Source organism: Parasphingopyxis marina (assembly GCF_014237875.1).
Taxonomy (GTDB): Bacteria; Pseudomonadota; Alphaproteobacteria; order Sphingomonadales; family Sphingomonadaceae; genus Parasphingopyxis; species Parasphingopyxis marina.
Genome location: NZ_JACJVJ010000002.1, coordinates 138,031 through 164,272, shown reverse-complemented (window position 1 = coordinate 164,272; position 26,242 = coordinate 138,031). Strand labels below are relative to the sequence as shown.

Here is a 26,242-nt window from a genome sequence, read left to right as displayed (position 1 = left end):
AAATGGGGAGGAATCCGACTTTTCATGCCGTCTAGGGCGCAAAGGCCGCGCAATCAACCGGCGGGCAACCGGAAAATGCGCCGATTGTCACCCTCGCAAGCCGACTGTATCAAGCCCGTATGACAGAGCTTCAAAAGCCGCCGGGCGACGATCGCAATGTGCGATGGCAATGGCCGTCCGTCCATCCTGAAAGTTACAAATATCTGGCCGTCACCGGGGTCGCCATCATCATCTTTATGTGGCTTGGCTGGGGGCTGATCGCCTGGCCGCTGATCGGGCTCGCGATCTGGATCGCCACCTTCTTTCGCGATCCGGTGCGCGTGACGCCGACCGAAGAAGGCGTGATCGTCGCCCCGGCCGACGGATTGATCACCCTGATCCGCGAAGTGGCGCCGCCCCGTGAAATGGCCGGACCCGACGGGCTGGGCGACGAAGTGATGACGCGTGTCTCGATCTTCATGAGCGTATTCGACGTCCATATTAACCGCGCGCCGGTCGGCGGCACGATCCGCGAGGTCATCTATATTTCGGGAAAGTTCGTGAACGCCGATCTCGACAAGGCCAGCGAGGACAATGAACGCCAGCACATCCTGGTGGAAATGCGCGACGGCTCCCGGATCGGCTTTACGCAGATCGCCGGGCTGGTCGCGCGGCGGATCGTGCCCTGGGTGAAGCCCGGCGACATGGTCGTCGCCGGGCAGCGGATCGGCCTGATCCGCTTCGGCAGCCGCGTCGATGTCTACCTGCCTGCCGGCACGGCGCCGCTGGTCGCGCTCGGCCAGAAAACGGTCGCGGGCGAAACGATTGTCGCCCGGATCGGCCAGGACAGCCGCGCGTTCGGCGTCTCGCAGTGAAGCGTGTCCGCCCGAAGCGCGTGCGGCGCGGATTGCCGTTGCGCGCGATCATTCCCAACGCGATCACCGTGCTTGCGCTATGCATGGGATTGAGCGCGGTGCGTTTTGCGCTGGCCGGCCGCTGGGAGACGGCGGTGACCTTCATCGTCATCGCCGGCGTACTCGACGGTTTCGATGGACGGATCGCGCGGCTTCTGAACGGCGCGACACGATTCGGGGCGGAATTGGATTCCCTATCGGACGTAATCGCCTTTGGCGTCTCGCCGGGGCTTATCGTCTATCTCTGGTCGTTGCAGACGATGCCGCGTTACGGCTGGATCTTCGCGCTCGCCTTTGCGGCAGCCTGCGCCCTGCGGCTCGCGCGCTTCAATGCGCAAATCGATGTCGACGAGCAGCCGCATAAATCCGCGGGCTTTCTCACCGGCGTACCCGCGCCGACCGGCGCCGGGCTGTTGCTGTTGCCGATTTTTCTGTGGCTGGTGACCGAACAACCGATCCTGCGCGAATTCTATATCGTCGCGCCCTGGACGGGCTTTATCGCCTTCCTGCTGGTATCGAACATCGCGACTTTCAGCTGGTCGTCGATCCGGCTCCGGCGCGGCGTACGCTTCGGCGCGCTTGCGGCCATCGCCGGCATGATCGCGGCCGTGGTCACCATACCCTGGATCGCCTTTTCGGCGCTCGCCATCGCCTATCTCGCCAGCATGCCCGTCAGCATATTCAATTATGCCAAGGTCAGGCGACGGCGCGCGCAGACCGCGCAGGAGGCTGCGCCACGCGATGGCTGACCTGCCGTTCGCGCAGGCGGGCAGGGCGGTTATCGGGAATCGGTGCGACATAATGTTTGCCGGTCAGAGCATTGACGATCTGGAGCCAATGGCTTTCGAGGGTCAACACGATCACCGCGAGCGGGGCGACCAGCGCGACAACGAAGAACAGGGCGGCGGCTAACTGCAACATCTTTCGATCTCCTCTAGCGTCGATCTCAACGTCCAAAAGCCGCTGGCGATCCACAATCTTATCCACAAGGCCGCCAAATGGCTTTCCCTTGCGACGAGTGACTGTTGTTCACTATTTGTTCCGTAACTGTCAAGGGTTGATTTATCAGTCCGGCCCGCCTAAATGCGCGTCCATTCCACATGGAAGGCGTTTACATACCGGTGTCGGGGCCGAGCCCCGATCCTTGCTTTCCAGAGGTATAACCGGAAGGAGAAATATCATGGCGGACATTTCCGTCACCATGCAGCAATTGCTCGAGGTCGGGGCGCATTTCGGCCACCAGACCCATCGCTGGAACCCCAAGATGAAGCCGTATATTTTCGGCGATCGCAACGGGGTCCATATCATCGATCTCTCGCAGACGGTGCCGCTGTTCCAGCGGGCGCTCGATTTCGTCGGCCAGACGGTCGCCGGAGGCGGCAAGATCCTGTTCGTCGGCACCAAGCGCCAGGCGCAGCAGCCGATTGCCGACAGTGCGCGTTCGTGCGGCCAGCACTTCGTGAACCATCGCTGGCTCGGCGGCATGCTGACCAACTGGAAGACGATTTCCAACTCGATCCGCCGGCTGAAAAGCCTCGAAGAACTGCTTTCGGGCGACAAGGCGGGCCTCACCAAGAAGGAAATCCTCCAGCAGACACGCGAGCGCGACAAGCTGGAGCTGTCGCTGGGCGGTATCCGCGATATGGGCGGCTTGCCGGACGTGATGTTCGTGATCGACGCCAACAAGGAAGATCTTGCGATCAAGGAAGCCAACACGCTCGGCATTCCCGTGGTCGCCATTCTCGATTCGAATGTGAGCCCGGATGGCATTGCCTTCCCGGTTCCCGCGAATGACGATGCGGCCCGCGCGATCCGCCTCTATTGCGAAGCGATCGCCCAGGCCGCTGGTGCCGGTGCCGTCGAGGCCGCCGCCGCTTCGGGCGCGGATATCGGCGCTGCCGTCGAACCGCCGGTCGAACCGGCCGTCGCCGACGCGTAGCGGACTGCGCTTACCAGACAAAACGCCGCCGGGTCCGCAGCCCGGCGGCGTCTGAAAGACCCATTGCAAACCAATAAGGACGGACAGATGGCTGAATTTTCTGCCAAGGACGTGAAGGAACTGCGCGAGCGCACCGGCGCCGGCATGATGGATTCCAAAAAGGCGCTCGAGGAAAATAACGGCGACATGGAAGCCGCAGTCGATTGGCTGCGCACCAAGGGTCTCGCCGCTGCCGCGAAAAAGGCGAGCCGCACGGCTGCTGAAGGCTTGGTCGGCGTCACCGTCGACGGCGTCGAAGGCGCTGTCGTCGAGGTCAATTCGGAAACCGACTTCGTCGCCAAAAACGAGCAGTTCCAGGATTTCGTCGCCAAGGTGACGACGCTGGCGCTCGGTACCGAGCAGACGGTCGAGGCGCTGAAGGCCGCGCCCTATCCCGAAGGCGGCACGGTCGAGGAAAAGCTGACCGAGAACATCTCCACCATCGGCGAGAACCAGGGCATCCGCCGGGTCGCCAAGGTGGCCGTGGATAATGGCGCCGTGGTTTCCTACGTCCACAACGCCGCCGCGCCCAATATGGGCAAGATCGGCGTTCTGGTTGCGCTGGAGAGCGAAGCCGGGGCGGATGTACTGGAACCGCTCGGCAAGCAGTTGGCCATGCATATCGCCGCTGCCGCGCCGCTTGCGCTGACCGGCGAAGAGCTCGATCCGGAAACGGTCGAGCGCGAACGCGCCATCGCAACCGAAAAGGCCGCGGAATCCGGCAAGCCGGCGGAGATCGTCGAAAAGATGGTCGATGGCGCGATCGCCAAATATCGTAAGGAGAACGCGCTGCTCAGCCAGGTCTTCGTGATGGACAATAAAACCAAGATCGAAGACGTCGTCGCCCAGGCCGCCAAGGAAGCCGGTTCGCCGATCGCATTGAAGGCGTTCGTCCGCTTCCAGCTCGGCGAGGGCATCGAAAAGAAGGAAGACGATTTTGCGGCAGAGGTCGCCGCGGCTGTCGCGGGCTAATTCACATCCGCTCAATCAAATACTTGGCAGCGGCGTGCGCCCTTACTAGGGTGCGCGCCGCTTGCATATCCACCCTGAGGAAAGGCCGGACCGGCAATGTCGCGCCCGCGCTATAACCGCATACTCTTGAAGCTTTCCGGCGAAGCGCTGATGGGCGAAGGCCAGTTCGGCATCGACCCGGAAACGACCGCGCGCCTGGCCGGCGAAGTGGCGGCCGCCAAGGAGGCTGGCCATGAGCTCTGTCTCGTGGTCGGCGGCGGCAATATCTTCCGTGGGCTTGCCGCAGCGGCCAGGGGCTTCGATCGCACCAGCGCCGATTATATGGGCATGCTGGCGACAGTTATGAATGCGCTCGCCGTGCAGAATGCGCTCGAACAGATCGGTCAGGACACACGGGTGCTCTCGGCCATCCCCATGGATACGGTCTGCGAGCCCTATATCCGCCGCCGCGCCGTGCGGCATATGGAAAAAGGCCGGATCGTGATTTTCGCGGCGGGCACGGGCAATCCCTATTTCACAACCGACACCGCTGCCGCGCTGCGCGCCGCTGAAATGGGGTGCGATGCGCTGCTCAAGGGGACGAGCGTCGATGGCGTCTACGATGCCGATCCGCACAAGGTGGAAGGGGCGACGCGCTACGAAACCTTGAGTTACGACCGCGTTCTTTCCGATAATCTCAAGGTCATGGACGCGGCTGCCGTCGCGCTGTGCCGCGATAACACCATACCGATCGTCGTCTTCAACATCCGCGAACAGGGCAATCTTGCCAAGGTGCTCGCGGGAGGCGGAGTTTCGACGACCGTCGGAAGCTAGGGAGAGGCCTGATGGCACAATATGACAAGGGCGACGTCGAGCGCCGAATGGCTGGCGCTGTGGATTCGCTGAAAGGCGATCTGGGCGGTCTGAGGACGGGGCGGGCTTCGGCATCCTTGCTCGATCCCGTCACGGTGGAAGTTTATGGCGCAAATATGCCGCTCAACCAGGTGGCGACCGTCAATGCGCCCGAACCGCGCATGCTCTCGGTCCAGGTGTGGGACAGCTCCAACGTCCAGCCCGTCGAAAAGGCGATCCGCGCGGCGGGCCTCGGCCTGAACCCGCAACTGGACGGTACGACGATCCGCCTGCCGATTCCCGATTTGACCGAGGAACGCCGCAAGGAACTGGCCAAGCTCGCCGGCCAATATGCGGAAAAGGCCAAGGTCGCGGTCCGCAACGTCCGGCGCGACGGCATGGACGATATCAAGACCGACGAGAACAAGAAGGAAATCAGCGAGGACGACAAGAAGCGCCTAGAAGCCGAAGTCCAGAAGATGACCGACGACAAGATCGCCGAGATCGACGCCATCGCGACCGACAAGGAAAAGGAAATCCTAGAGCTGTGACCGCCGAACCGGCCCGACCCGTGGACGACGCGGCGGCCGGCAAGGGCGGTGGTGATACCGCTCCGCGCCACGTCGCGATCATCATGGACGGCAACGGACGCTGGGCGAAGCAGCGCGGCCTGCCGCGCGTCGCCGGCCACCGCAAGGGGATAGAAGCCGCGCGCGAAATCGTGCGGGCCGCAGGCGAACTCGGGATCGAAGTCCTGACGCTGTATGCCTTTTCTTCGGAAAACTGGAGCCGGCCGGCGGACGAAATCGCCGACCTGATGAACCTCTTGCGCCGCTTCATCCGCAAGGAGCTCGACGCGCTGGCGCGGGAAGGTATCCGTATCCGCGTCATCGGCGATTATCGCGCCTTCGATGCCGATGTCGTCGAACTGATAGACAATGCGGTCGAGCGCACGAAGAATAACGGGCTGGCAACGCTGGTGGTTGCGCTCAACTATGGTTCGCAGTTCGAGATCGCGAGCGCCGCGCGCACCATCGCCGAGGATGTGGCCGCGGGGCGTCTGACGGCGGATGCGGTGGACGGCGCGGCAATCGAGGAGCGGCTTGAAACCCACGGGCTGCCGCCGCTCGATCTCCTGATCCGCACGTCGGGCGAAAAACGGCTCTCCAATTTCCTTTTGTGGCAGGCGGCCTATGCCGAACTGCTGTTCACCGACACGCTCTGGCCCGATTTTGGCGGCGAGGCGCTTGCCGAGGCCGTCGCTGAATTCGGCCGGCGCGAACGCCGCTTTGGTGGCCTGTGACCGAAACCGCAGCGCGCAGCGATTTCCGTAACCTCTGGGTCCGCACCGCGACCGGCATCGTGCTGCTCCTGGTCGCCATCGGCGCGCTCTATGCGGGGAAGGGCGCCTTCTGGCTACTCGCCACCTTTCTCGCCGCCGCGATGATGGTGGAATGGGGCGGCCTGATGAGAGCCGGCGCTGCAAAATCGGTCATCGCCGCAGCGCTTATCCTGGCGCTGTTGATCTATGCCCATCCCTCGGTTCGGCTCATCGACATGACGACGCTGGCGGCGCTGCTGGGTGGTGCAATTGCGACCGCCGCAGTGACCATGAACCCCAAAATCGGGGGCGGATTTCTCTATATCGGGCTCGGCTCTCTCGCGATCGTCTTTCTGCGCGAACAAGGCGGCCTCGTGTTGACGCTCTGGGCGCTGGCGGTTGTCTGGGCGACCGATATCGGCGCCTATTTCTCGGGCAAGTCGATCGGCGGGCCCAAGCTCGCCCCGGCGCTCAGCCCCAACAAGACATGGGCAGGGTTGATCGGCGGCATGATCAGCGCCGTCCTCGTCAGCGCGATTTTCGCCTGGTTCGGCAGCATTCCGATGGCCTTCGTCCCATTCGCCGCCGGCCTTGCTGTCCTTGCCCAGCTTGGCGATCTATATGAGAGTTGGCTCAAAAGGCGCGCGGATGTGAAAGACAGCTCGAACCTCTTCCCCGGTCATGGCGGGGCACTCGACCGGCTCGACGGCCTGTTGCCGGTGGCGATCTGCGTCGCCGGACTGGCGGCCGCGGGAGCAATCGCATGAGCGCGCGCAAGAGCCTTACCATCCTCGGCGCGACCGGATCGGTGGGTCAGTCAACCCTCGATCTCGCCATGCGTAACCCGGACGCCTTCGAAATCGTCGCGCTGACGGCGCATTGCGACGTCGAAGGGCTCGCTGATGCGGCGCGCAAGACACGCGCCAAACAAGCGGTCATCGGCAATGTTGACCGCAAGGCCGCGCTCGAAGAAGCGCTCGCCGGCAGCGGCGTTGCCGTATCGGCGGGCGCGGAGGCGATCTGCGACGCTGCGGGGGCGGGGGCCGATCTCGTAATGGCGGCCATCGTGGGGGCGGCCGGCATTCGTCCGGTCATGGCCGCGATCGAGGCCGGCTCGACGATCGCGCTCGCCAACAAGGAATCGCTGGTGTCCGCCGGTTCGCTAATGACGGAAGCCGCGCGGAAAAAAGGCGTTACGATCCTGCCGGTCGATTCCGAGCATAATGCGATCTTCCAATGCTTCGATCATGACCGGCCGGAGGGTATTTCGAGCATCATCCTGACGGCATCAGGTGGCCCCTTTCGCGAATGGACGCGGGAGCAGATGCGCTCTGTAACGCCGGAACGCGCCGTTCAGCATCCGAACTGGTCGATGGGCGCGAAAATCTCCATCGATTCGGCGACCCTGATGAACAAGGGCCTGGAGCTGATCGAGGCCAAGCACCTGTTCGGCCTTCCGGCCGAGGATTTTCGCATTGTTGTCCATCGCCAGTCTGTGATCCATTCCCTGGTCGAATATCGTGACGGGTCGGTGCTCGCGCAGCTCGGCAGCCCCGATATGCGTATACCAATCGCCCATATACTGGCCTGGCCCGACCGGATGGAGACCCCGTGCGAGCGGCTGAATCTCGCTGAAATCGGGCGTCTCGATTTCGAGGAACCGGATACCGAGCGGTTTCCGGCGCTGGCGCTGGCACGTGCCGCCATGGAGGCGGGTGGCGCCCGTCCCGCGATCCTCAATGCCGCCAACGAGGAAGCGGTGGCCGCTTTCCTCGCCGGGCGCATCGGTTTCCTCGATATCGCAATGATTGTCGAAGCGGTGCTGGACGTCTATGACCCCGGCTCCCCCCAGCAGCTTGACGATATATTCGCGATAGACGGCGCCGCTCGCGCTTACGCCCAGGACCTTATGGAGAAGCAAGCCGCATGATCGAAAGTCCCGGTTTCCTTTTCACCGTCATGGCCTTTCTGCTCGTCATCGGGCCGCTCGTCTTCGTTCATGAAATGGGCCACTATCTGGTCGCCCGCTGGTTCGGCACCAGGGTCGAGAAATTCTCGATAGGCTTCGGACGCGAAATCGTCGGCTGGACCGACAAGCGCGGCACGCGGTGGAAAGTCGGCTGGATGCCGCTCGGCGGTTATGTACAGTTCAAGGGCGATATGAACGCCGCGAGCCAGCCCGACCCGGAGCTGGCGAAGCTTCCCGAGGCCGAGCGCGACGGCCTGTTCCAGTTCAAGCCGGTCTGGCAGCGTTTCCTGATCATCCTGGCGGGACCGATGATCAACCTCGTGTTCGCCTTCGTCCTCTTCATGGGCCTGCTCGGCACCTATGGTCAGGCGCAAAATCCGGCTGTGGTGACGGCATTGCAGGAAGGCCTGCCCGCCGACGAAGCCGGCTTCGAACTGGGAGACCGGGTCGTCGCCGTCGACGGCCGCGCCGTCGAGCGGTTCGCGGATCTTGCGACCTATGTCAGCTTGCGGCCCGGACAAGAGATGGCCTTCGACGTCGTTCGTGACGGTATGCCGGTGGAAATCGTGGCGACGACCCTGGACGTGACCGAAGCGGACCGGTTCGGCAACGAAGCCCGGATCGGCCGGATCGGAATATACGGCACGGCGATCGAGATGCAGCCGCTCGGCATTGCCGAGCTGCCCGGCGCAGCGATGGACCAGACCGTGGGCGGACTCGAGATGATCGTCGTCGGCCTCGGCCAGATCGTCAGCGGCCAGCGATCAATCGAGGAGCTTGGCGGCCCGCTCAAGATCGGCCAGATCTCCGGACAGGCGGCTTCGCTGGGCCTTTATGCCTTCCTCGTCTTCATGGCGATGATCTCGATTAATCTGGGATTCATCAACCTGTTGCCAATCCCCATGCTCGACGGGGGTCACCTGGTGTTCTATGCGGCCGAGGCTGTTCGCAGGAAACCGATAAAGCCAGAGGCACAGGAATGGGCTTTCCGCATGGGTCTTGCCGTCTTGCTCGGCTTCATGGTGATGGTGACGGTCATAGATCTGCGATCATTCGACCTGTGGTAAAGATTGAACGGCTTGATCGGCACGCGCCGATAGGGCAGGGCAGTCCGACATTTTTCGTGCCGGAACATAAGAATAAGGGCGGTATTGCGTGCATCTGAGTAACCCCAAAAAATCGAAGCAAAGGCGGCTGTCCGCGCTGATGCTGGGAACCATGCTGGGCGGCTTCAGCGCGCCCGTTTACGCCCAGGCCACACCGTTCGACACTTCGGCGTCTCCGGTGACCGAAAGCGAAGCCACGACCACGGCGGCGTCCGCCTTGCCCGTCATCCGCGCGATCGACGTCGAAGGCTCGCAGCGTATCGAACCCGATACAGTGCGCTCCTATATCGATCTGCGGCCCGGCAGCACCTATACACGCGCCCAGCTGGACGAATCCCTGCGCGACCTGTTCGAGACCGAGCTGTTCCGCGATGTCGAAATCCGCATCGACCCGGCAGACAATGCGCACCTGACGATCGTCGTCCAGGAAAATCCGGTTATCAACCGCATCCTTCTGGAGGGAAACCGCCGGCTGGAAGATGACGATATCCGGCAGGAAATCCGCCTTGCGCCGCGCCAGATCTTCACGCGCTCGCGCGTCCGGGCCGATGTCGCGCGCATCATCGAACTCTATCGCCGCCGTGGCCGCTTCGCAGCGATCATCGAGCCGCAGATGGTCGAGCTTGATCAGAACCGCGTCGATATCGTTTTCGAAATCAGCGAAGGGCCTGCCTCGCGCGTTCAGGCGATCAACGTCATCGGCAACGAGGTTTTCTCCGACGGCCAGCTGCGCTCGGAAATGGCGACGAAACAGTCCCGCTTCTTCCGTTTCTTCTCGTCGAGCGACACCTTCGATCCCGACAGGCTCGCCTTCGACCAGCAGCGTTTACGCCAATTCTATCTGACCGAAGGCTATGCCGATTTCCGCGTGATTTCCGCCGTCGCCGAACTGACGCCGGATCGCCGCGATTTCATCATCACCTATCTGGTCGAGGAGGGCGAACGCTATCGTTTCGGCGACCTCGAACTCGACAGCGATCTGCGCGATTTCGACGAAGCCCAGTTTTCGAACTATATCCCGATGCAGACGGGCGACTGGTATAACGCGCAGCAGATCGAAGACACGATCGACCGGCTGAACGAAACGGCCGGCTTGCTCGGCTATGCCTTCGCAGAAGCGCGTCCGGATTTCCGGATCAACCGTGAAGACCGGACGATGGCGGTCACCTTCCGCATCGAACAGGCACCGCGCGTTTATGTCGAGCGGATCGATATCAGCGGCAATACGCTCACTCAGGACAAGGTCATCCGCCGCGAATTCCGCCTGCGGGAAGGCGATGCGTTCAACAGCTTCTCGCTTCGCCGCTCGCAAAGCCGCATCCAATCGCTCGGTTTCTTCCAGGAAGATTTCGAGATCGATCAAACCCCGGGATCGGCGCCCGACCGGATCATCCTCACTGCGAATGTCGAGGAAAGCGCCACGGGGGAACTCCAGCTTTCGGCTGGTTTCTCCAGCCTCGAACGCTTCATCATCAATTTCTCCGTGCGCCAGCGCAATTTTCTGGGCCGGGGCCAGGAACTGCGGGCGGGCATCAATTATTCGAGCTATTCGAACTCGATCGAGCTCGGCTTTACCGAGCCCTATCTCTTCGATCGCAATATCGCGGTCGGTGTCGACGTGTTCCGCCGGGATTTCGACTCGTTCAACTTCATCGGGAACGAGCGCAACACGACCTATCAGCAGGTTTCCACCGGCTTCCAGATTCGCGCCGGCGTGCCGCTTACCGAATATTGGACGCTCGCGCTGCGTTATGGCCTCAACAATGAAGACGTGTCGCTCGATCAGAACACCTTCTTCATCAACGGCCAGTGCAGTCCGCTCCTGGCCGGCCGCTTCCTTTGCGACGCGATCGGCCAGCGGCTGATTTCGAGCGTCGGCTATTCGCTCGTCTACAACACGCTCGACAACAGCTTCCGTCCGAGCCGCGGACGCCGCGTGATCCTTAGCCAGGATTTCGCCGGCCTGTTCGGCGACGTCACCTATCTGCGCTCGCGGATCGATGCCGATCAATATTTCAACGTCGGATCGGGCTTCATTTTCAGCCTCAGCGCCGAGGCCGGCTATGTCCATTCGTTCGAAAATCGCGGCCTGGCGGGGGTCGACGACGTCCGCCTTACCGACCGCTTCTTCCTTGGCGAACCGCAGATCCGCGGTTTCGATATCCGCGGCGTCGGCCCGCGCGTCCAGCGCTTCTCCTACCAGCCCGGCACGAATACGCTGATTACCGACCAGCAGTTCGTTGTCGACGATGCCATCGGCGGCCGGGCTTATTATCTAGGACGCGCCGAACTTGAAATTCCGCTCGGGGCGGGCGCACGCGAACTCGGCTTCCGGCCGTCGATCTTCGTCGATGCGGGCGCGGTGTTCGGCGTCACGAACCCGACGCTCCAGACTTTCCCGTGCATCGATTCGACTGGCGCGACCGTTGGCCAGACGCCGTGCACCGGCGACAGCGTCCCGGGCCCGATTGTGATTCCGCTGCTCGACAATGCAGGCAACGCGCTGTTCATCGCGGCAGACGGAACCCTGACAACAGATCCGACAGATGGTATGGGCAACGCTAATACGGCGGCAAATCGTACCATCGCCCCGTTCCTCGAACGCTTTGTCGGCGATTCGCCTATGCCCCGTGTGACGATAGGTGCCGGTGTTTCGTGGAACTCGCCCTTCGGTCCGTTCCGGATCGACCTCGCCTATGCCCTTCTGTCCGAAGAAGGGGACGAGGAAAAACTTTTCTCATTCAACATAGGAACGCAATTCTGATGTTTTCAAAAACCAAAACCTTCTTCGCGGGCCTCTTGCTCGCGCTTCCGATGGTGGCAACGACGCCCGCCCATGCGCAGGCTCGCGGCGTCGGCGTAATCAGCGTCGATGGCGCGATCCAGGCCACGACCGCCTATCAGGCCGCCGTGGGCCAGATCCAGTCGACCTATGCAACGCAGATCCAGCAGGCCCAGGCTCGCGCCGTCGCCCTGCAGACCGAATTGCAGCCGTTGCAGACCGCGGCGCAGGCAGCGCAGGCGGCCAACACCAACCCGCAGGTAACGCCGCCCGCCGTGACAACCTTCGTCCAGCGCCAGCAGGCTGCCGAGCAGGAACTTGCCACGCTGAACCGTCCGATGGTCCTCGCGCGCCAGTATATCCGCGAACAGATTGGCATCCATTTCAACGATGCGATGACTGCGGCAATGACGGCTTCGAACGTCGATCTCGTGCTGTCGCCCGAAGCGATTACGAGCATCGCGCCGAACTCGCCGGCGAACATCACCGCCGCCGTAACCGCACAGCTCAACACGCGCGTGGCCAGCGTACAGGCGATTCCGCCGGCCGGTTGGAACCCCGGCGACACGCTTCGCGCCGCGCAGGCTGCCGAGCAGAGCACCGCGCAGCCTGAGGGCCGGTGAGCGAGCCCGAAATGACGGAAACGGCCGCTATCGGCCCGTTCGGTATCGAACGGGTGATGGCGGCCATTCCGCATCGCTATCCCTTTCTGCTCGTCGACCGGGTCGAGGAAATCGTCCCCGGGGAATCGATTACCGCGATCAAAGCGGTGTCGATGAACGAGGAATTCTTTCAGGGGCATTTCCCCGGCCGTCCGATCATGCCCGGCGTCCTTATCGTCGAGGCGATGGCGCAGGCGGCGGCAATCCTCGCGGTCGACGAGCTCGACCTGCTGGACAGCGGCAAGCTCGTCTATTTCATGGCGATAGACGGGGCGAAATTTCGCGCGCCGGTCGAACCGGGCTGCATGCTCAGCCTGAAGGTCGGTTTCGCGAAGAAGCGTTTCCCGGTGTGCAAGTTCGCCGGGCAAGCCTTTGTCGACGGCAAGCTCGTCGCGAGCGCCGATTTCACCGCGATGATCGCGGACCCACCGGAATCCTGAGCTTCCGGGCCTAGGCCCTTATCCAGAAATCCTGCTTCCGCCGGATACCGAACACGCGCTCGACGATCATGTCGGAGAGCGCTTCGGCCGGTGGCCCGTCGGCCGCGATCCGGCCATCCTCGATGACGATCACGCGGTCGCCGTGGCGTCGGGCAAGGTCGAGATCGTGGATCGACAGCGCAACAACCGCGCCGGCCTGCGCTTCGGCGCGGAGCCGGTCCAGCACAACAAGCTGCCATTTCGGATCGAGATTGGCGCAGGGCTCGTCGAGCAGGACGACGCCGGCGCCGGGAGCGAGCGCCCGGGCGATCATGATCCGCGACCGTTCTCCGGTCGATAACCGGTCCAGCCTGCGCGCGCCAAAACCTTCGGCGTCGACCAAGCCCAGCGCGCGTTCTACGCGATTCGGATCGGCCGACCCCATCAGGCCCAGCGCCACGAAATCGCGGGCCGACAAGGGCCAGCGAATATCGCGCGATGCCCCCAAGAAAGCGAGCCGGGCCGCGCGGCGAGAGGGCGGCAACGAACCAAGTGCTTCGCCGTCGATTTCAATATCTCCGTCGCCCCCGATCCCGGCGAGAACGCGCAATAGGCTCGTTTTTCCGGCTCCGTTCGGGCCGACGATCATCGTCATACATCCCGCCTCGAGAGCAAGATCGCAACGCTCGAGCCTGTCGCCGAGCGCAATCGCGGAAGCATGAAGCCGCGCCGTCATGGTTTCGCGTCCCAGCGCATGCGCGCGACAAGCCACAGGAAGAAGGGCGCGCCCAGCATCGCGGTGAGCACACCGACCGGAATGGACCGGTCGGGCGGCGCGAACCGGATCGCAAGATCCGCCGATAGCAGGAGCACTGAACCGATCAGCGCGGCGGGCAGGATGGCGCGGCCGGGATGCCCGGCCGTAAGTCTGCGCGCGAGCACCGGGCCGACAAGCCCGATAAAGCCGACCGCGCCGCACACCGAGACCGCAGCGCCAACTCCGAGCGCGGTCGCGGCTACGACGCCATATCGCAGGCCGGTGATGTCATGGCCCATCGCCGCCGCGGTATCTTCGCCAAGCGCCAGCGCATCGAGCGGCCGGGCGCGGGTCGCAAGGTAGACCAGGGCTGCCAGCGCGGGGACTGCGGCAAAAAGCAGCTGCGGCAGGCTACGGTCCACCAGCGATCCCATCAGCCAGTCATAGGCATCGTAAAAGGCGAAGGGCGACGGGGCGAGAGCGAGGGCGAGGGCCGTCGTCGCGCCGGTGATTGCGCTGATCGCGATACCGGCGAGGAGCAGTGTGGCCGTCTCGGCGCGCGGCCCGGCAAGCAGCAACAGCAGGCCGAGCGCCAGCCCGGCCCCAGTCACGCCACCCAGCGCGACCGCCACCGGTCCGGCCAGGCCCAATATATAGGCGGTGAAGACGGCGCCCAGCGCAGCGCCACCGGTGGCGCCGGTGATATCGGGCGAGGCGAGGGGATTGGCGAACAGTGCCTGGATCGCGGCGCCGCTCGCGCCAAGCACCGCGCCATAGACCAGCGCGAGCAGGGCGCGCGGCAGCCGCAGTTCGGTAATGACGATGCCCGCCAGCTCGGGATCGCTGCCCCACAGTGCAGGAAGCGATTGCAGCGGCAACAATAGCGCTGCCGCGAAAAGAGCCAGCACCGCCGCGGAGAAAGTGAAATACAGCCGGGGGTTCACAAGGCCAGCGCCTCTCTGATCCGCACGATTTCCGGCATCAGCGCAGGGCCGCCGCACGTCCAGCGGCGTCCGTCCGTCCAGATCGTCCGCGTGCGATGCGCATTTTCAATGAAACGATAACCCGGCCAGAAATGCCCCCGCGACGTTTGCGCTCGCCGATAATCGCTGCGGATGACGACAGATGGCGGCGCGACCAGCACGCGTTCCGCAGGCACCCGTCCTCCAAGATCGTCAGGTGCCGTCACACCCGCAAGTTCAAGCCACTGCGCGCCCAGGCTGCCGGGATAGTGCGTCTCGCCACCCCCGCTCAGAAACAGCGCCGGTATCGCGGCATCCGGCTTTGCGCTCCGCAACCGGTGAAGTGCCGCAACGAAATGGCGCCCCCGCTCCCGCCTCCCCAGCCGATCGGCGAGCGTCGTAACCGAGCGCTCGATATCGTCGAGGCTGGCGGGGAAGGGCAGGACCAGCAGATCCGCGCCCAAACGCCGGGCAAGTCTCTCGCGATCCCGCGCCAATCCCCCCATCGTCACGATCAGGTCGGGCCGCAATCCGGCCACCGACGCGACGCTGCTGTCGTTCGCCGGATAACGGCGCGCCGTTCGCCAGAAAGCAAATTCATGCGGGCTGCGCGCAAGATGCGTGACCGATACGACCTGTTCGGGCGCGGCGAGCAGCAACACCAACTCGTCGGTACACATGTTGAGCGAGACGACACGGCGGGGTGCCGCCGCATCGTCCGCTGCCACGGCCGTCACCGGACCGCTAATCGCCGAAACGAAAGCGCAGGCCCGCATAAGCAGCCATGCCCGGCGTCGAATAGCCGACCACATCCTGATACTCCTCGTCGAAAAGATTGGTGACGCGTCCATAGACCTCGATCCCCGGTATCACCGCATAGGCGATCCGCGCCGATGCGAGAACATAGGCGCCGAGCGTCACATTTTGCGCAGGGAAAAGATCGAAATCGGTATCCTGGCGTTTGCCGACATAGGCCATCGATCCGCCTATCGTCAGCCGGTCGCTTTGATAGTCGAAGGCAATGTTCGCACTATGACGGGGTCGGCGGACCTCGCGCAGCCGCGCGTCGCCCGAAACCTGCTGATCCTCGGCGTCCAGATAAGTGTAGTTTGCATCGATCCTCAAGCCGGGCAGCGGCGCGATGGCGAATGCCGCCTCGATACCGCGCCGCTTGCTCTCGCCCGTGGCATTGGCGGTCGAGGACAGGAAGGTCGCGGAATCGAACACCGAGACGATCTCGTTTTCGAGATTGCTCTCGAAGGCCGTCAGCGAGACGTGAAAATCGTCTTCCTGCCACGTGGCGCCGACCTCATATCCATGCGCCGTTTCGGCTTGGAGCGCCGGATTGCCGACGAAACTTCCGGGAAAGAAGCCGAACAGATCGAAGAAGCTCGGCTGGGCGATGCCCTCGCCATAGGAGGCGTGCAACGAAAGCTGTGCGCTCACCCTGGCGACAAACGTTCCGCGAATTGTCGTTGCATCCTCAAACGCCTCGAAATCATCGTGCCGGACTGCGATGTCGGTAGAGATCACCGGTCCCCAATGGGCGCGCCATTCGCCGACAAAACCGGTGCGGCCGCGATCCCGGTCCTGGTCGGTCGCACCGAAATATTGCTGGTCGCGCGCCTGGAAGCGTTCGTCCTCACGTTCGACGGCGGCGATCAATACATGGTCGGTAGCGCCAAGGGAAAGCCGCCGCTCCACTTGCCCGGAAAGGCGCCAACGCGACCCTTCCGTCCGGTTGAGCGGATTGCCGGCGTTGAGGTTGCGGTTTTCGCTCGACAGATATTGGGCTTCGGCCCGCACCGCCCAGGGGCTGTCGGGATCGATGCCGAGCGCGCCCCAGAGGCGCAATGCCGCCGTCTCGCTTTCCGACGTGTCGAGTGTGTCGGCGCGGGTGAAGGAGAGGGGATCGGAGCCGTCAAATTCGGATTCCGCCGCGATCAGCCGCGCGGCCAGTCCGATTTCGCCGTTGGCGCCGGGCCGGGCGACCGCAAGCAGGCCGGCGCTCGTATTTTCGAAACCGTCGCGGTCCCCGGTTCCGCCGCCGACAATATCGATGCCGTCGCTTTGCGCATGGCTTGCCGTCGCGGTGATGCCGTAACCATTGCCGGTCACGGTTGCCGAACCGCCGGCGCGGATGCTTTCATGCGCCCCATATTCGCCGAAGCCCGTTACGCGCGTACCCCCAAGCGGATCTGCGCTCGACATGGCGATCACGCCGCCCAGTGCTTCGGGGCCCCACAAGGCCGATTGGGGGCCACGAATAACCTCGATCCGCCCCAGGCCGTCGGCCGTCAGCGTTTCGAACCGCGATTCATTCCCCGAAGCGGGATCGGTGAAGGCAATGCCGTCGATGAAGACGAGCGAGTGGTTTGCCTCGCCGCCGCGGATCCGCAATTGCGCTTGGGTACCCCGCGCGCCGGAGACCGACACCGAGATGCCGGGCGTAAGCCGCAGAAGATCGATGGATTGGCTTTCGCCGAGCGCATCGATCCGGTTCTCATCGATCACCGTCGCCGAGACGCCGGCCTCTTCGGAGGAAATCGCCGCGCGCGACGCCGTCACGAGGATCTGGGGATTGGAGGAAGAGAGAGCGGCCGCTTCGGCCGTAATCAGCAATAACAGGGACATATAGAGCTCCTTCGTTCACGACACATGTCGTCACGAAGGAAGCTGTCGCTTCCCATGCTTACGGCTGGTCCCGGCCGGGCACGGACGACAGCAAAGGCAGGTCTCCTGACTTGCGGATCGATGCCCATTCCCCGCCTTCCCGAACCAGTTGGTCCAGTGGCGCAAGGGGAGGGGCTCACCGCTTACAGTTGCGGGCACAGCGCCGGATTTTCGCCGGCTTCCCTTTTCACCGCCCGTTACGGCGGCACCTTTGCTTGAGGCCGCGCTAGCCGCCGAAAACCGGCCTTGTCAAGCGGAGCCGTAACCGCTAGACGCGCGCCTTCGCTTGAAACGGCTGGTCGGTAACCAGCCCAAAGGAAAGCAAAGACAATGAAATCCGAGATTCATCCCGAATATCACATGATCACGGTCAAGATGACCGATGGCAGCGAATTTCAGACGCGCTCCACCTGGGGCGCCGAGGGAGAAACCCTCAATCTGGACGTCGATCCGAAGTCGCACCCGGCCTGGACCGGCGGCAATCGCAACCTGATCGATACCGGCGGCCGCATCGACCGCTTCAACAAGCGTTTCGGCGGCCTTACGCTCGGCAAGAAATAAGCGCTTTACGCGCTTTCGGGCATTTCCAAAAAGGATGAGGCCGCGTTTCCCCCGAGACGCGGCCTCAAACTCGTTTTGAACCGGGCGGACAGCCGCGCCGGTTCAGCGATCTTTCGCTACATGCACCAGGCGGATTTCTGAAGCGTCGCCATTTCCTCGGACGAAAGCGGGCGCTCGAACTCACAGCCTACAAGAATATCGTTGATCCAGATGACCCGCGCCACCATCGAATTCAGGCCGGGAAATTGCAGCAGAAGCAGGGTTCCGACCTCCACGGAGGAGTTGCGGTCGAGCATGAAGCCGGACGGTGAAAGATCGCGGACGGTCGCGAGCTTCGGCTTGCGCTCATATTGCGAGACGCGCGCCCATATGTCGATCGAGCCGGCCGCAACCGAACCGGTGCCTAGGCCTTCGTCACAATATTCTGTGCTCAATCGCATTCGAAGCATCCCCCCCGGAACTGCTGAAATCGGTCATTACGCGATGCATACTAAAGAAATCCGTACCGCCATGGTTAATCTGGGCCTAACGGTTCGGGCGGTCGGATTTGCCGCGCATCGCTAGGCCGCAATCGCGGAAGCGCGGTTCGCCCCGCCATTTTCGGCCAACATCTCGAAAGCGGTCGCCTCCATCGGCCGTCCGATGAAAAAGCCCTGGGCGATATCGCAGTCGAGCTCCTTCAGGGCTTCGAGGCATTCGAGATTCTCGATGCCTTCGGCCACCACTTTCAGGCCCAACTCATGCGCCAGCTCGATGGTCGAGCGGATCAGGATGCGATCGCTGGCATTTTCAGTCAGGCCCTGCACGAAGCTCTTGTCGATCTTGATCTCGTGTACGGGAAGTTTCCGCAGATACGTCAGCGTCGATTGGCCGGTGCCATAATCGTCGACCGAAAGCCGAATGCCGCGCTCCCGCAATTCGTTCATCGCCGCGATCGCCGCCTCGGGATCTTCCAGCGCGGCGGATTCGGTGATCTCGATGGTCAGCGCGTCCAGGCGCACCCCGGAGGATTCGATCTTTTCCCACATGGCGTCCAGGAAATCGCGCTTCTTGAGCAATGTCGCCGAGATGTTGACGGCAACGCTCATGTCGAGACCAACCCCTTGCCATTTGCGCAAGGCCTCGAGCGCGCGATCGACCGTGAACAGCGAAAGATCCGCAATCCGGCCGCGCTTTTCGACCAGCGGGATGAAGCTGTCCGGCGGGATCGGCCCGCGGACCGGGTGATTCCAGCGGATCAGTGCCTCCGCACCGAGGATACCGCCGGAAACGATATCGAGCTGGGGCTGGAAGGCGACCCACAGGGCCCCCGATCGCAGCGCTTCGTCAAGCTCTCCGAGCAACGCAATCCGCCATTTTCCGCCATCCTCGTCGCCCTCGAAATAGCGTTCCCAGCGATAACCGGCCTCGGTGGCGCGCGTCGCGGCCAATGACGCCCCCGAAATCAGGTGATGCGCGTCGGCGCCCTTGCCTTCGGCGACACCGAAGAACAGATTGGTGTCCACGCGCTGGCCTTCGACCGAGATCGGCGCCTTGAACAAGGCATCGATCGCGTCGAGATGATCGCCCAGCTCCTCATTGCCGAAACCGTCGCATAACCAGGCCAGGAGATTATCGTCGATCCGGTACAAGGTCGAATGTGTCGCGACCCCCAAACGGCGCGCAATTTCCCGGAAATAGGTTTTGATATCGCCGGCGGAAATGACCGTCGCAATGTCCGGATATTCGGCAATGCGAGCGATCACGAGCTGCGTATCGGGTTTGCGGCCCATGGCGCGCAGCAGCGCCGCGCGATTGTGCAGTCCCGATTCCCGTTCGAGCAGCGCCGTCCGCAGATATTTGCGCAGCACCATCGCGCAAAGTCCGGCCGACCCGGCCGCCGCCAGCATCGCCAGAGCCGGAGCGATTTCGTAGCTCGCATTGAAGCGCGATTCCGCGACGAGCGGGAGACCCAGGACGAAGAGGCCGCCAATAGCCGCCGAGACGCACCGTACCCAAAGCGTCCCCCGAGAAATCAGCAGCAGGACGCTGAGAAAGGCGATCCCGAGACCGGCAAGCGGCCCGAATTCACGCGGGATCCCCTGTGCCAGCAGGGTTTCCGCCGCTAACGCCTGGATGACCACCCCCGGGATTACGCCATGCCCCGGCACCGCGTAGCGATCCCCGAGCTCGATGGCGGTTGCTCCGACCATAACGGATTTTCCCTCGACCATCGTCAGGTCGGCCCGTCCGGCAACCACATCGGCATAGCTCAGCCGGGGAATGCTACCGGGATCGATCGAATAGTCGATGGGAAAGGAGGTATCCGCCGATCCGGTTACGCCCGATAGCATGGCGGGCAGGGAAGGGCGGGGCACACCGTCGGTATAAACGCCGAGAAGCGCCCGCCGCACCTGGCCGCTGGCGTCCGGCTGGATGTTGACTGCGGCCAGGAAAGAAGCTTCGCGCAGCGGCGCAATCGGTTCGCTCTCGATCACCTGCCTGCTGCCCGAACCGGCAAATTGCCGAAAAGCGGGAAGCAATATCAGCGAATGGCTCTCGGTGAGCGCGGCTGCGAAGGCTTGATCTTCAGCGGGATCGGACGCGCTGGAAAAATCGACGTCGAACGCGACCATATCGGCGCCGGCGGCTTCCAGCCGGCGCACGAGTGTCGCATGATTGCTGCGCGGCCAGGGCCAGCGGTCAATCTCGGCAAGACTGCGCGCATCGATTTCGACGAGGACGATGTCGCCGCTCGCCTCATGGGTTCGAATATTGTCCCTGACAATACGCAGTTGGTCGTCGAGGGGGGCCGCAACCTGTGTGGTGGACGCGATGGCGCCTGCCGCCAACGCGATCAGGAAAACCGCGATGCGATATCCTGGCCGATATCTGGCGAGAGAAGGGAGGCCCCACATCCCGCCAGTTTAGCGGCTATCGGTTACGATTGAGTAAGCCTCCAAGGCCGCCGCCCGAAGAGCCCGATCCGGATCCGGCGTTCAGATTGACATTGAGGCCACCGATCCCGATTCCCACGCCGCCGCCGCCTACTCCGACTCCAACATCGACACCGCCGCCGCCGACACCTACGCCGACACCGACATCCACGCCGCCGCCACCGACGCCTGCACCAACGCCGACATCAACACCGCTGCCGCCACCGACACTCGCGCCACCGCCAACACCGACATTCACACCGTTGCCGCCGCCGACACTCGCGCCGCCGCCAACACCGACATTCACACCGTTGCCGCCGCCAACGCTCGCGCCACCGCCGACGCCGACATTCACACCGTTGCCGCCGCCAACGCTCGCGCCGCCGCCGACGCCGACATTCACACCGTTGCCGCCGCCAACGCTCGCGCCGCCACCGACGCCGACATTCACACCGTTGCCGCCACCGACACTCGCGCCACCACCGACGCCTAAGCTGTTCCCCGGATTGCTCGAGTCGAACCCACCAGGATCGTTTCCGTGACCGTTGTTTCCGTCGCCAATACCGACACCGACACTCACGCCGCCTCCGACGCCGTTACCGCCACCGACACCGACATTCACGCCGCCTCCGACGCCGTTACCGCCACCGACACTCGCGCCACTGCCATCAACAAGATCGTTTCCGAGATTTCCGGCATCGAGCGATGCGTAGTCGGCTTCGGAGAATTCGGCGCGGATATCGTTCGCGCCGCCCACGATCCCGCCGGTCAACGCGCCAAGCTCGACCGGGTTTGCCCGAATTTCATCGACAATCTGATCCGCATATGGGCTGTCCGAAGGGGTAAGGAGGGCCGTCGTTACATGGCCCTGATCGTCGCCCGGTTCGGCCTCGCCGCCATTTTCGGGCGCGTTCGGAGAATCGATGACTTCGGTTCCATTGCCTTCGACCGTCAGCTGGTAACGATTGCCGGCCGCAACGAGCGCGACCGAGCCGGGCTCGACAAGCTGGGTCGCCCCGCCATCGAGCGTCGATACCTCGACAAGGCCTTCGAGGACCTGGACCGACGAGCCTTCCGGGCCGACAGTAACCGAGAAGGTCGTCCCTTTGACGACCGCCGCAAGATAGGGCGTTTCGACGCCGAAATGCTCATGATTTCTTCGCTGAACGTTGTAAACAACGTTTCCAACCTCTTCAATAATACGGGTTATTCCTCCCGCGCGGGTATCACCGGGAAGCCGCAAGCGGGTGCCCGGCGAAACGATCATATATTCTTCGCCGCGAGTCACGACCGCCCGGCCGCGATCGCCGGTGGCTACGATATCGCCCGAATAGAGCATGCTGCCGCGGGTCGCGGTGCGCGAAAGCCCGGACCGCATCACCTGCACATCTCCGCTCGTTTCGGTAACCCGCCAACGCGGTCCATCGGCTAGCGCCGCCTGACTGGAAAGGAGAAGCGCCGGAATGAGGCAATATCTGATGGTTTTCATGGGTAATATCCCCGGTCGTTATTCGCCCCCCTTTTTGTTCGGGCGATCTTCGACGTAAGGAATTAGTTGACACTGATTAGCGCTTTCCTTGCGAAAGCAGTTAACACCGTCTTTACGCGCCGCTCCAACGAAACCGAATATTAGCGATATCGGCTGTAGGGCCTCGGATCGAACCGTTTTTAGCTGTCCCGGCGGAGATCGATGCGCGCTTCCCCCCTCCTTATTGCCTTGAGCGGATTAACGATGCTTTGCCCGCCTGTTGCGGCGCAAAACGCGCTGGATCGCGCCGATCCGGCCATTGCGACCGAGAGTCTCGACATGCAATCCCCGTTCGAAAGGCCTGACGACGTCGCATTGCCGCCGACGTCGATTCCGGTCGATATCCGGGATATGGACGCCGATGACGGCGTGTTTGTGGGGGCCGTACGCGTCGAAAACACGGTATTGCCGGCCGCAAGCTTCGTTCCGGCCTATCAGGGCTTTGTAGGCCGAACGCTCTCGGCGGAAGATCTCCGGACCCTGACAACCGCGGTTGCGGCCGTGCTCCAGAACGAAGGCTATGTTTTCGCAACCGCCTGGATCGAGCGCCAACGCATCCAATCCGGCATATTGCAGATTTCCGTCGATCCGGGCGTGGTCGGTCAAATTCGCTATGTCGGCGATCGCAACAGCGCTGCCGAAGCGTTCATCGATGCATTAAGCGACGGTGAGCCCGTCACCCGGGCGCGGCTGGAGCGGCAATTGCTCCTCGCCGCCGATATTCCGGGCGTCCGGATCGCCAATCCCCAATTCTTCCGCCAGGAAGGCGAGGGCGTTCTCCAGGTGGCGATCGTCGAAGACGCCGTCGCCGGTTGGGCGCAGCTCGACAATAACGGCAGCGAATCCGTCGGTCCCTGGCGTGTCCAAGGCGGCGTACATCTCCGCAACATAGTCGGCGGCGGCGACCAGCTGTCCCTGTCAGCGGTCGCCACACCCTTCGAACCGGGCGATCTGGGCTTTGCAAGCGCCCGCTACGAGGCCGGTATCGGGCAGACCGGCACACGCTTTGCCCTTGGCGGCTTCTTCGCGCGATCGAACCCGGATATCAGGTCGTTCCGCGGCGATATCGAAGGCGACAGCCTCAGCGCCTATCTCACCATTTCTCACCCGCTGGTCCGTACCAGCGAAGCAAGTCTGTGGGGATATGCCAATCTGCGGTATCGGGAGACCACGCAGGACGCGGAAACCCTGCGTATCCGCGAGGATCGCGTGACCACCGCGGAGCTTGGCCTTAACGGCTATGCCTGGATCGCCGGCTCGCATCTGAGCGGGGGCGTTCAGCTGACCCAGGGAATCGCGATTTTCGACGCAACCCGAGGGAACGATCCACTGTCCTCGCGCTTCGACGGCAGCGGCGTGTTCACGAAAGTCCAGCTTTTCGCGCGCGTCTATCGGCCGCTGGGAAGCGGTTTCAGCGTCGAGGCCACCGGCCAGGCGCAGATGGCCTCGCGCCCGTTGCTGGCGGCCGACGAAATGGGGATTGGCGGCCCTGCTTATGGGCGGGGCTTCGATTTCTATGAACGCTCGGGCGAAAACGGCATCGCCGGGGCGATGGAGCTGCGATACGATATCGAAAATACTTCCGATAGCCTGGATGGCCTGCAAATTTACGGTTTCGTCGATGGTGCCGGGGTTCGCAATCGCGGGGCCGGACTGGGCGGAGGGCGCCTCGTTTCCGCAGGCGCGGGTGCGCGGGCTACGATTGCCGATCGGTTCCGCTTGGCCGTGGAAGCCGCCGCGCCGCTGAACGAGGACCGCTTCGACAGCGGCGATCGCTCCCCGCGCGTGCGGCTCGTTCTGGGAGCCGATTTCTAGGCCCCTTCGCCCCGGACGGCTTGTGCCGCTGCGCCTGCTCCCATATGCCGCGCAAAACTGCTCAGGAGCGCATCATGGACGATTGGGAACAGGACGCCGAGGGCAACCTCGTGATCCATGCGATTCACGGTTATCAGACGGCGACGTCGCCCGATCGGGTGTTGACCCGCATGACCTATTTCACGCCCGATTCCACCCTGCCGCCGAACACGCCGGAGGCGCTGCAGCTGCATATGACGCCGGCGCTGGCGCGAAAGCTGGGTGAAGACCTGATCGCCAACGCGGACCGGATCGAGAACAACCCGGGCGCATAACGCCTTCACCGTTAGTCCCGGCCGTAAATATCCGGGAAATAGCCGATGGTGCCGTCGGCCGCCGGTTCCGCCGTGAAATAGCCGATATAGACCGGGAGGGGGGCGTCGAAGGGCACGGTGCGCGTCTCGCCGACCGCGATCACCGCATCGACGCGTTCGCGAGTCCATTCGGGTTGGCGGGACAACAGCGTCGTCGCGAAACCCAGCGCGTCGTCGATCCGGACACAGCCATGGCTGAGCGCGCGATCCTCGCGATCGAATAGCTGCCGGCTGGGCGTATCGTGGATACCCACGCTGTGCGCATTGGGCATGTCGAGTTTCATCAGGCCCAGCGCGTTGCCGGGGCCGGGGCGCTGCCGATAGCGGCCGCCCTGTACGACATAACCGCGGCGACGCGCTTCGGCGGGGCGGTTGCGGACGAGCGCACCGACGCTTTCCGCGACGATGCTCGCGGGAATCTCCCACCAGGGGTTCAGGATCACGCCGCGCGCCTCGGTATGAAAGATGGGCGTCTGCGTGCGCGTCCGGCCGACGATCACGCGCCATTGCGAAACCGGGCTACCATCCTCCCACAGGGTCGCGCGGAATGCCGCCGCGTTCACGAGCAGATAGCGATCGCCAAGCCGGTGCGGCATCGCTTCCCAGCGCCGGATATTGGCCGCCAGGGTCGCCCGCCGGCCGGGGTCGGTCTCCTGCGCATAGGCGCGCTGCAGCGCCGCATAATGGGGATGGGCCGGGTGCGCAGGCTCGGCAGCGGGATCGGCGCCGGGCCATTGGGTCTCGGCAAAGGTGCATACCGGATCGACCTCCTCCTGCGCCACGGCAGGCGCCGAAAACAGCAAGATCAGGAGAAGGAGAAACTTTCTCATCCGATACACACCTTTAAACGCACCTTTGGCGGGTCTAGGTTAGGCTTTGGGGAAGACGTCGGCAATCTGCGCAATATATGCTAGGATCGCCACAATCGTGGAGTATCCGAAGTGACGAAGACCCCCACGCTATCCCGCCGCCAGATTCTTGCTGGATGCGGCATTATGGCGCTTGGAATGCCTAGCATCGCCAAGGCGACCGCCGCAGACCGTTCCAACCTTGCAGAGCCTCCTGAGGAGCTCGTTGCCCGTGCGATGGAGGCTTTTCGCCGGCATCGTGATCAGATCATCGCAACCGACGTTATCGGCATCGCCGATTATGCGGCCCATTCCCGGCTTCCACGCTTTTACATTCTCGATCCCGTTAGCGGCCGCAGCCAGACGCTGCTCGTCGCCCATGGTCGAGGATCGGACCCTGCCCATAGCGGCTTCGTCCAACAATTTTCGAACCGGCCCGGATCCGCCGCATCCTCCTCTGGCGCCTATCTGGCGGCGAACCGCTATGTCGGCTCGCACGGAGAGTCGCGACGTCTCGCGGGGCTCGATCCCCAAAACAGCAACGCGATGGACCGCGCCATCGTCATCCATCCCGCCTGGTATGTCGGGCCCGATATTGTCGCCCAACAGGGCAAGCTCGGCCGCAGCGACGGATGTTTCGCCTTTTCCGAAAGCGATATCGGCACGGTGCTGAACCGCCTTGGCGAAGGCCATCTAATTTACGCGGACAAGATCTAGGCAACTGGCGGACAGGGTGGGATTCGAACCCACGGTGAGCGCAAACCCACGCTGGTTTTCAAGACCAGTGCCTTAAACCACTCGGCCACCTGTCCGCTTCGAGTGCGCGCTTATCCTGCCAGCGCCCCCCCGTGCAAGACATGCGATGAAATGCCTTTCCCTTATTCCGGCGGCTATGGC

The 26,242-nt window shown here is 63.3% G+C and carries 26 protein-coding genes, 1 tRNA gene and 1 riboswitch; of the genes, 17 read left to right on the top strand and 10 right to left on the bottom strand.

Features of this window, described 5'->3' with window-relative positions; translation table 11 throughout:
- Positions 1–119: 119 nt before the first annotated feature.
- Together H6P80_RS09520 and H6P80_RS09515 are read left to right on the top strand one after the other, a co-directional pair.
- On the top strand, positions 120–854 hold the full coding sequence (locus H6P80_RS09520; protein ID WP_185801167.1) for a phosphatidylserine decarboxylase: 735 nt from the start codon (positions 120–122) through the stop codon (positions 852–854).
- Positions 851–1,642, top strand: coding sequence for a CDP-alcohol phosphatidyltransferase family protein (locus H6P80_RS09515; RefSeq protein WP_185801166.1), 792 nt, complete (start codon positions 851–853; stop codon positions 1,640–1,642). Before H6P80_RS09520 ends, H6P80_RS09515 begins: the two co-directional genes overlap by 4 nt.
- Here H6P80_RS09515 and H6P80_RS09510 read toward each other — a convergent pair.
- Positions 1,590–1,814: a hypothetical protein gene (locus tag H6P80_RS09510; RefSeq protein ID WP_185801165.1), complete on the bottom strand. Its 225-nt coding sequence runs from the start codon at positions 1,812–1,814 to the stop codon at positions 1,590–1,592. The genes H6P80_RS09515 and H6P80_RS09510 overlap by 53 nt on opposite strands.
- A gap of 259 nt (positions 1,815–2,073) precedes the next feature.
- Between H6P80_RS09510 and rpsB the strand changes: the two genes are divergently transcribed.
- From rpsB to fabZ, 11 genes are all read left to right on the top strand, one after another.
- The gene (gene rpsB, locus H6P80_RS09505; RefSeq protein WP_185801164.1) at positions 2,074–2,832 is read left to right on the top strand and encodes a 30S ribosomal protein S2; all 759 of its coding nucleotides are present in this window, start codon (positions 2,074–2,076) and stop codon (positions 2,830–2,832) included.
- A gap of 87 nt (positions 2,833–2,919) precedes the next feature.
- Complete coding sequence (gene tsf, locus H6P80_RS09500; protein ID WP_185801163.1) at positions 2,920–3,843, top strand: translation elongation factor Ts; 924 nt, start codon at positions 2,920–2,922, stop codon at positions 3,841–3,843.
- 96 nt (positions 3,844–3,939) lie between these two features.
- Entirely contained in the window at positions 3,940–4,656 is a 717-nt protein-coding gene (gene pyrH / locus H6P80_RS09495; RefSeq protein ID WP_185801162.1) for a UMP kinase, read from the top strand.
- 11 nt (positions 4,657–4,667) lie between these two features.
- Entirely contained in the window at positions 4,668–5,225 is a 558-nt protein-coding gene (gene frr, locus H6P80_RS09490; protein WP_185801161.1) for a ribosome recycling factor, read from the top strand.
- An 83-nt stretch (positions 5,226–5,308) separates the two neighbouring features.
- The gene (locus H6P80_RS09485; protein ID WP_185802082.1) at positions 5,309–5,977 is read left to right on the top strand and encodes an isoprenyl transferase; all 669 of its coding nucleotides are present in this window, start codon (positions 5,309–5,311) and stop codon (positions 5,975–5,977) included.
- Positions 5,974–6,762, top strand: a complete 789-nt coding sequence (locus H6P80_RS09480; RefSeq protein ID WP_185801160.1) for a phosphatidate cytidylyltransferase — start codon at positions 5,974–5,976, stop codon at positions 6,760–6,762. The genes H6P80_RS09485 and H6P80_RS09480 overlap by 4 nt, the downstream gene beginning before the upstream one ends.
- Complete coding sequence (locus tag H6P80_RS09475; protein ID WP_185801159.1) at positions 6,759–7,925, top strand: 1-deoxy-D-xylulose-5-phosphate reductoisomerase; 1,167 nt, start codon at positions 6,759–6,761, stop codon at positions 7,923–7,925. Before H6P80_RS09480 ends, H6P80_RS09475 begins: the two co-directional genes overlap by 4 nt.
- The gene (rseP, locus tag H6P80_RS09470; protein ID WP_185801158.1) at positions 7,922–9,031 is read left to right on the top strand and encodes an RIP metalloprotease RseP; all 1,110 of its coding nucleotides are present in this window, start codon (positions 7,922–7,924) and stop codon (positions 9,029–9,031) included. The genes H6P80_RS09475 and rseP overlap by 4 nt, the downstream gene beginning before the upstream one ends.
- Positions 9,032–9,170: 139 nt before the next feature.
- Positions 9,171–11,834 carry an outer membrane protein assembly factor BamA gene (gene bamA / locus H6P80_RS09465; RefSeq protein WP_185801157.1) on the top strand — a complete coding sequence of 888 codons (2,664 nt, stop codon included), beginning with the start codon at positions 9,171–9,173 and terminating at the stop codon, positions 11,832–11,834.
- Positions 11,834–12,475 (top strand): OmpH family outer membrane protein, encoded by a 642-nt coding sequence (locus tag H6P80_RS09460; protein WP_185801156.1) that lies wholly within the window; start codon positions 11,834–11,836, stop codon positions 12,473–12,475. Before bamA ends, H6P80_RS09460 begins: the two co-directional genes overlap by 1 nt.
- A gap of 11 nt (positions 12,476–12,486) precedes the next feature.
- Entirely contained in the window at positions 12,487–12,954 is a 468-nt protein-coding gene (fabZ, locus tag H6P80_RS09455) for a 3-hydroxyacyl-ACP dehydratase FabZ (RefSeq protein ID WP_185801155.1), read from the top strand.
- 10 nt (positions 12,955–12,964) lie between these two features.
- On the opposite strand, the gene H6P80_RS09450 is transcribed toward fabZ, so the two are convergent.
- From H6P80_RS09450 to H6P80_RS09435, 4 genes are read right to left on the bottom strand one after another with little or no spacing between them, the layout of a single operon-like run.
- Complete coding sequence (locus tag H6P80_RS09450; protein ID WP_185801154.1) at positions 12,965–13,669, bottom strand: ABC transporter ATP-binding protein; 705 nt, start codon at positions 13,667–13,669, stop codon at positions 12,965–12,967.
- Positions 13,666–14,634, bottom strand: coding sequence for a FecCD family ABC transporter permease (locus H6P80_RS09445; protein WP_328804976.1), 969 nt, complete (start codon positions 14,632–14,634; stop codon positions 13,666–13,668). Before H6P80_RS09445 ends, H6P80_RS09450 begins: the two co-directional genes overlap by 4 nt.
- Positions 14,631–15,389, bottom strand: a complete 759-nt coding sequence (locus tag H6P80_RS09440; RefSeq protein ID WP_185801153.1) for an ABC transporter substrate-binding protein — start codon at positions 15,387–15,389, stop codon at positions 14,631–14,633. The genes H6P80_RS09445 and H6P80_RS09440 overlap by 4 nt, the downstream gene beginning before the upstream one ends.
- A 7-nt stretch (positions 15,390–15,396) precedes the next feature.
- Entirely contained in the window at positions 15,397–17,286 is a 1,890-nt protein-coding gene (locus H6P80_RS09435) for a TonB-dependent receptor plug domain-containing protein (protein WP_185801152.1), read from the bottom strand.
- Between the two features lie 78 nt (positions 17,287–17,364).
- A riboswitch (cobalamin riboswitch) is annotated at positions 17,365–17,553 on the bottom strand.
- A gap of 102 nt (positions 17,554–17,655) precedes the next feature.
- On the opposite strand from H6P80_RS09435, the gene rpmE reads away from it, so the two are divergent.
- On the top strand, positions 17,656–17,886 hold the full coding sequence (rpmE, locus tag H6P80_RS09430) for a 50S ribosomal protein L31 (protein WP_185801151.1): 231 nt from the start codon (positions 17,656–17,658) through the stop codon (positions 17,884–17,886).
- 116 nt (positions 17,887–18,002) lie between these two features.
- On the opposite strand, the gene H6P80_RS09425 is transcribed toward rpmE, so the two are convergent.
- The 3 genes from H6P80_RS09425 to H6P80_RS09415 all read right to left on the bottom strand — a co-directional run bounded on the left by H6P80_RS09425 (position 18,003) and on the right by H6P80_RS09415 (position 22,290).
- Positions 18,003–18,326 carry a PilZ domain-containing protein gene (locus H6P80_RS09425; RefSeq protein ID WP_185801150.1) on the bottom strand — a complete coding sequence of 108 codons (324 nt, stop codon included), beginning with the start codon at positions 18,324–18,326 and terminating at the stop codon, positions 18,003–18,005.
- A 120-nt stretch (positions 18,327–18,446) separates the two neighbouring features.
- Positions 18,447–20,783 (bottom strand): putative bifunctional diguanylate cyclase/phosphodiesterase, encoded by a 2,337-nt coding sequence (locus tag H6P80_RS09420; protein ID WP_185801149.1) that lies wholly within the window; start codon positions 20,781–20,783, stop codon positions 18,447–18,449.
- A gap of 16 nt (positions 20,784–20,799) precedes the next feature.
- Positions 20,800–22,290, bottom strand: a complete 1,491-nt coding sequence (locus H6P80_RS09415) for a FecR family protein (RefSeq protein ID WP_185801148.1) — start codon at positions 22,288–22,290, stop codon at positions 20,800–20,802.
- Between the two features lie 243 nt (positions 22,291–22,533).
- Here H6P80_RS09415 and H6P80_RS09410 point away from each other — a divergent pair, with 243 nt between their 5' ends.
- Together H6P80_RS09410 and H6P80_RS09405 are read left to right on the top strand one after the other, a co-directional pair.
- Complete coding sequence (locus H6P80_RS09410) at positions 22,534–24,144, top strand: ShlB/FhaC/HecB family hemolysin secretion/activation protein (RefSeq protein ID WP_185801147.1); 1,611 nt, start codon at positions 22,534–22,536, stop codon at positions 24,142–24,144.
- Positions 24,145–24,218: 74 nt separating this feature from the next.
- Positions 24,219–24,458 carry a hypothetical protein gene (locus tag H6P80_RS09405; protein WP_185801146.1) on the top strand — a complete coding sequence of 80 codons (240 nt, stop codon included), beginning with the start codon at positions 24,219–24,221 and terminating at the stop codon, positions 24,456–24,458.
- Positions 24,459–24,469: 11 nt separating this feature from the next.
- On the opposite strand, the gene H6P80_RS09400 is transcribed toward H6P80_RS09405, so the two are convergent.
- A complete protein-coding gene (locus H6P80_RS09400) occupies positions 24,470–25,327 on the bottom strand; it encodes a L,D-transpeptidase family protein (RefSeq protein WP_185801145.1) in 858 nt (285 codons plus the stop codon).
- A 177-nt stretch (positions 25,328–25,504) separates the two neighbouring features.
- Between H6P80_RS09400 and H6P80_RS09395 the strand changes: the two genes are divergently transcribed.
- Complete coding sequence (locus H6P80_RS09395; RefSeq protein ID WP_235973853.1) at positions 25,505–26,062, top strand: murein L,D-transpeptidase catalytic domain family protein; 558 nt, start codon at positions 25,505–25,507, stop codon at positions 26,060–26,062.
- Between the two features lie 5 nt (positions 26,063–26,067).
- Here H6P80_RS09395 and H6P80_RS09390 read toward each other — a convergent pair.
- Positions 26,068–26,157: transfer RNA gene (locus H6P80_RS09390), tRNA-Ser, on the bottom strand.
- Positions 26,158–26,242 lie beyond the last annotated feature (85 nt).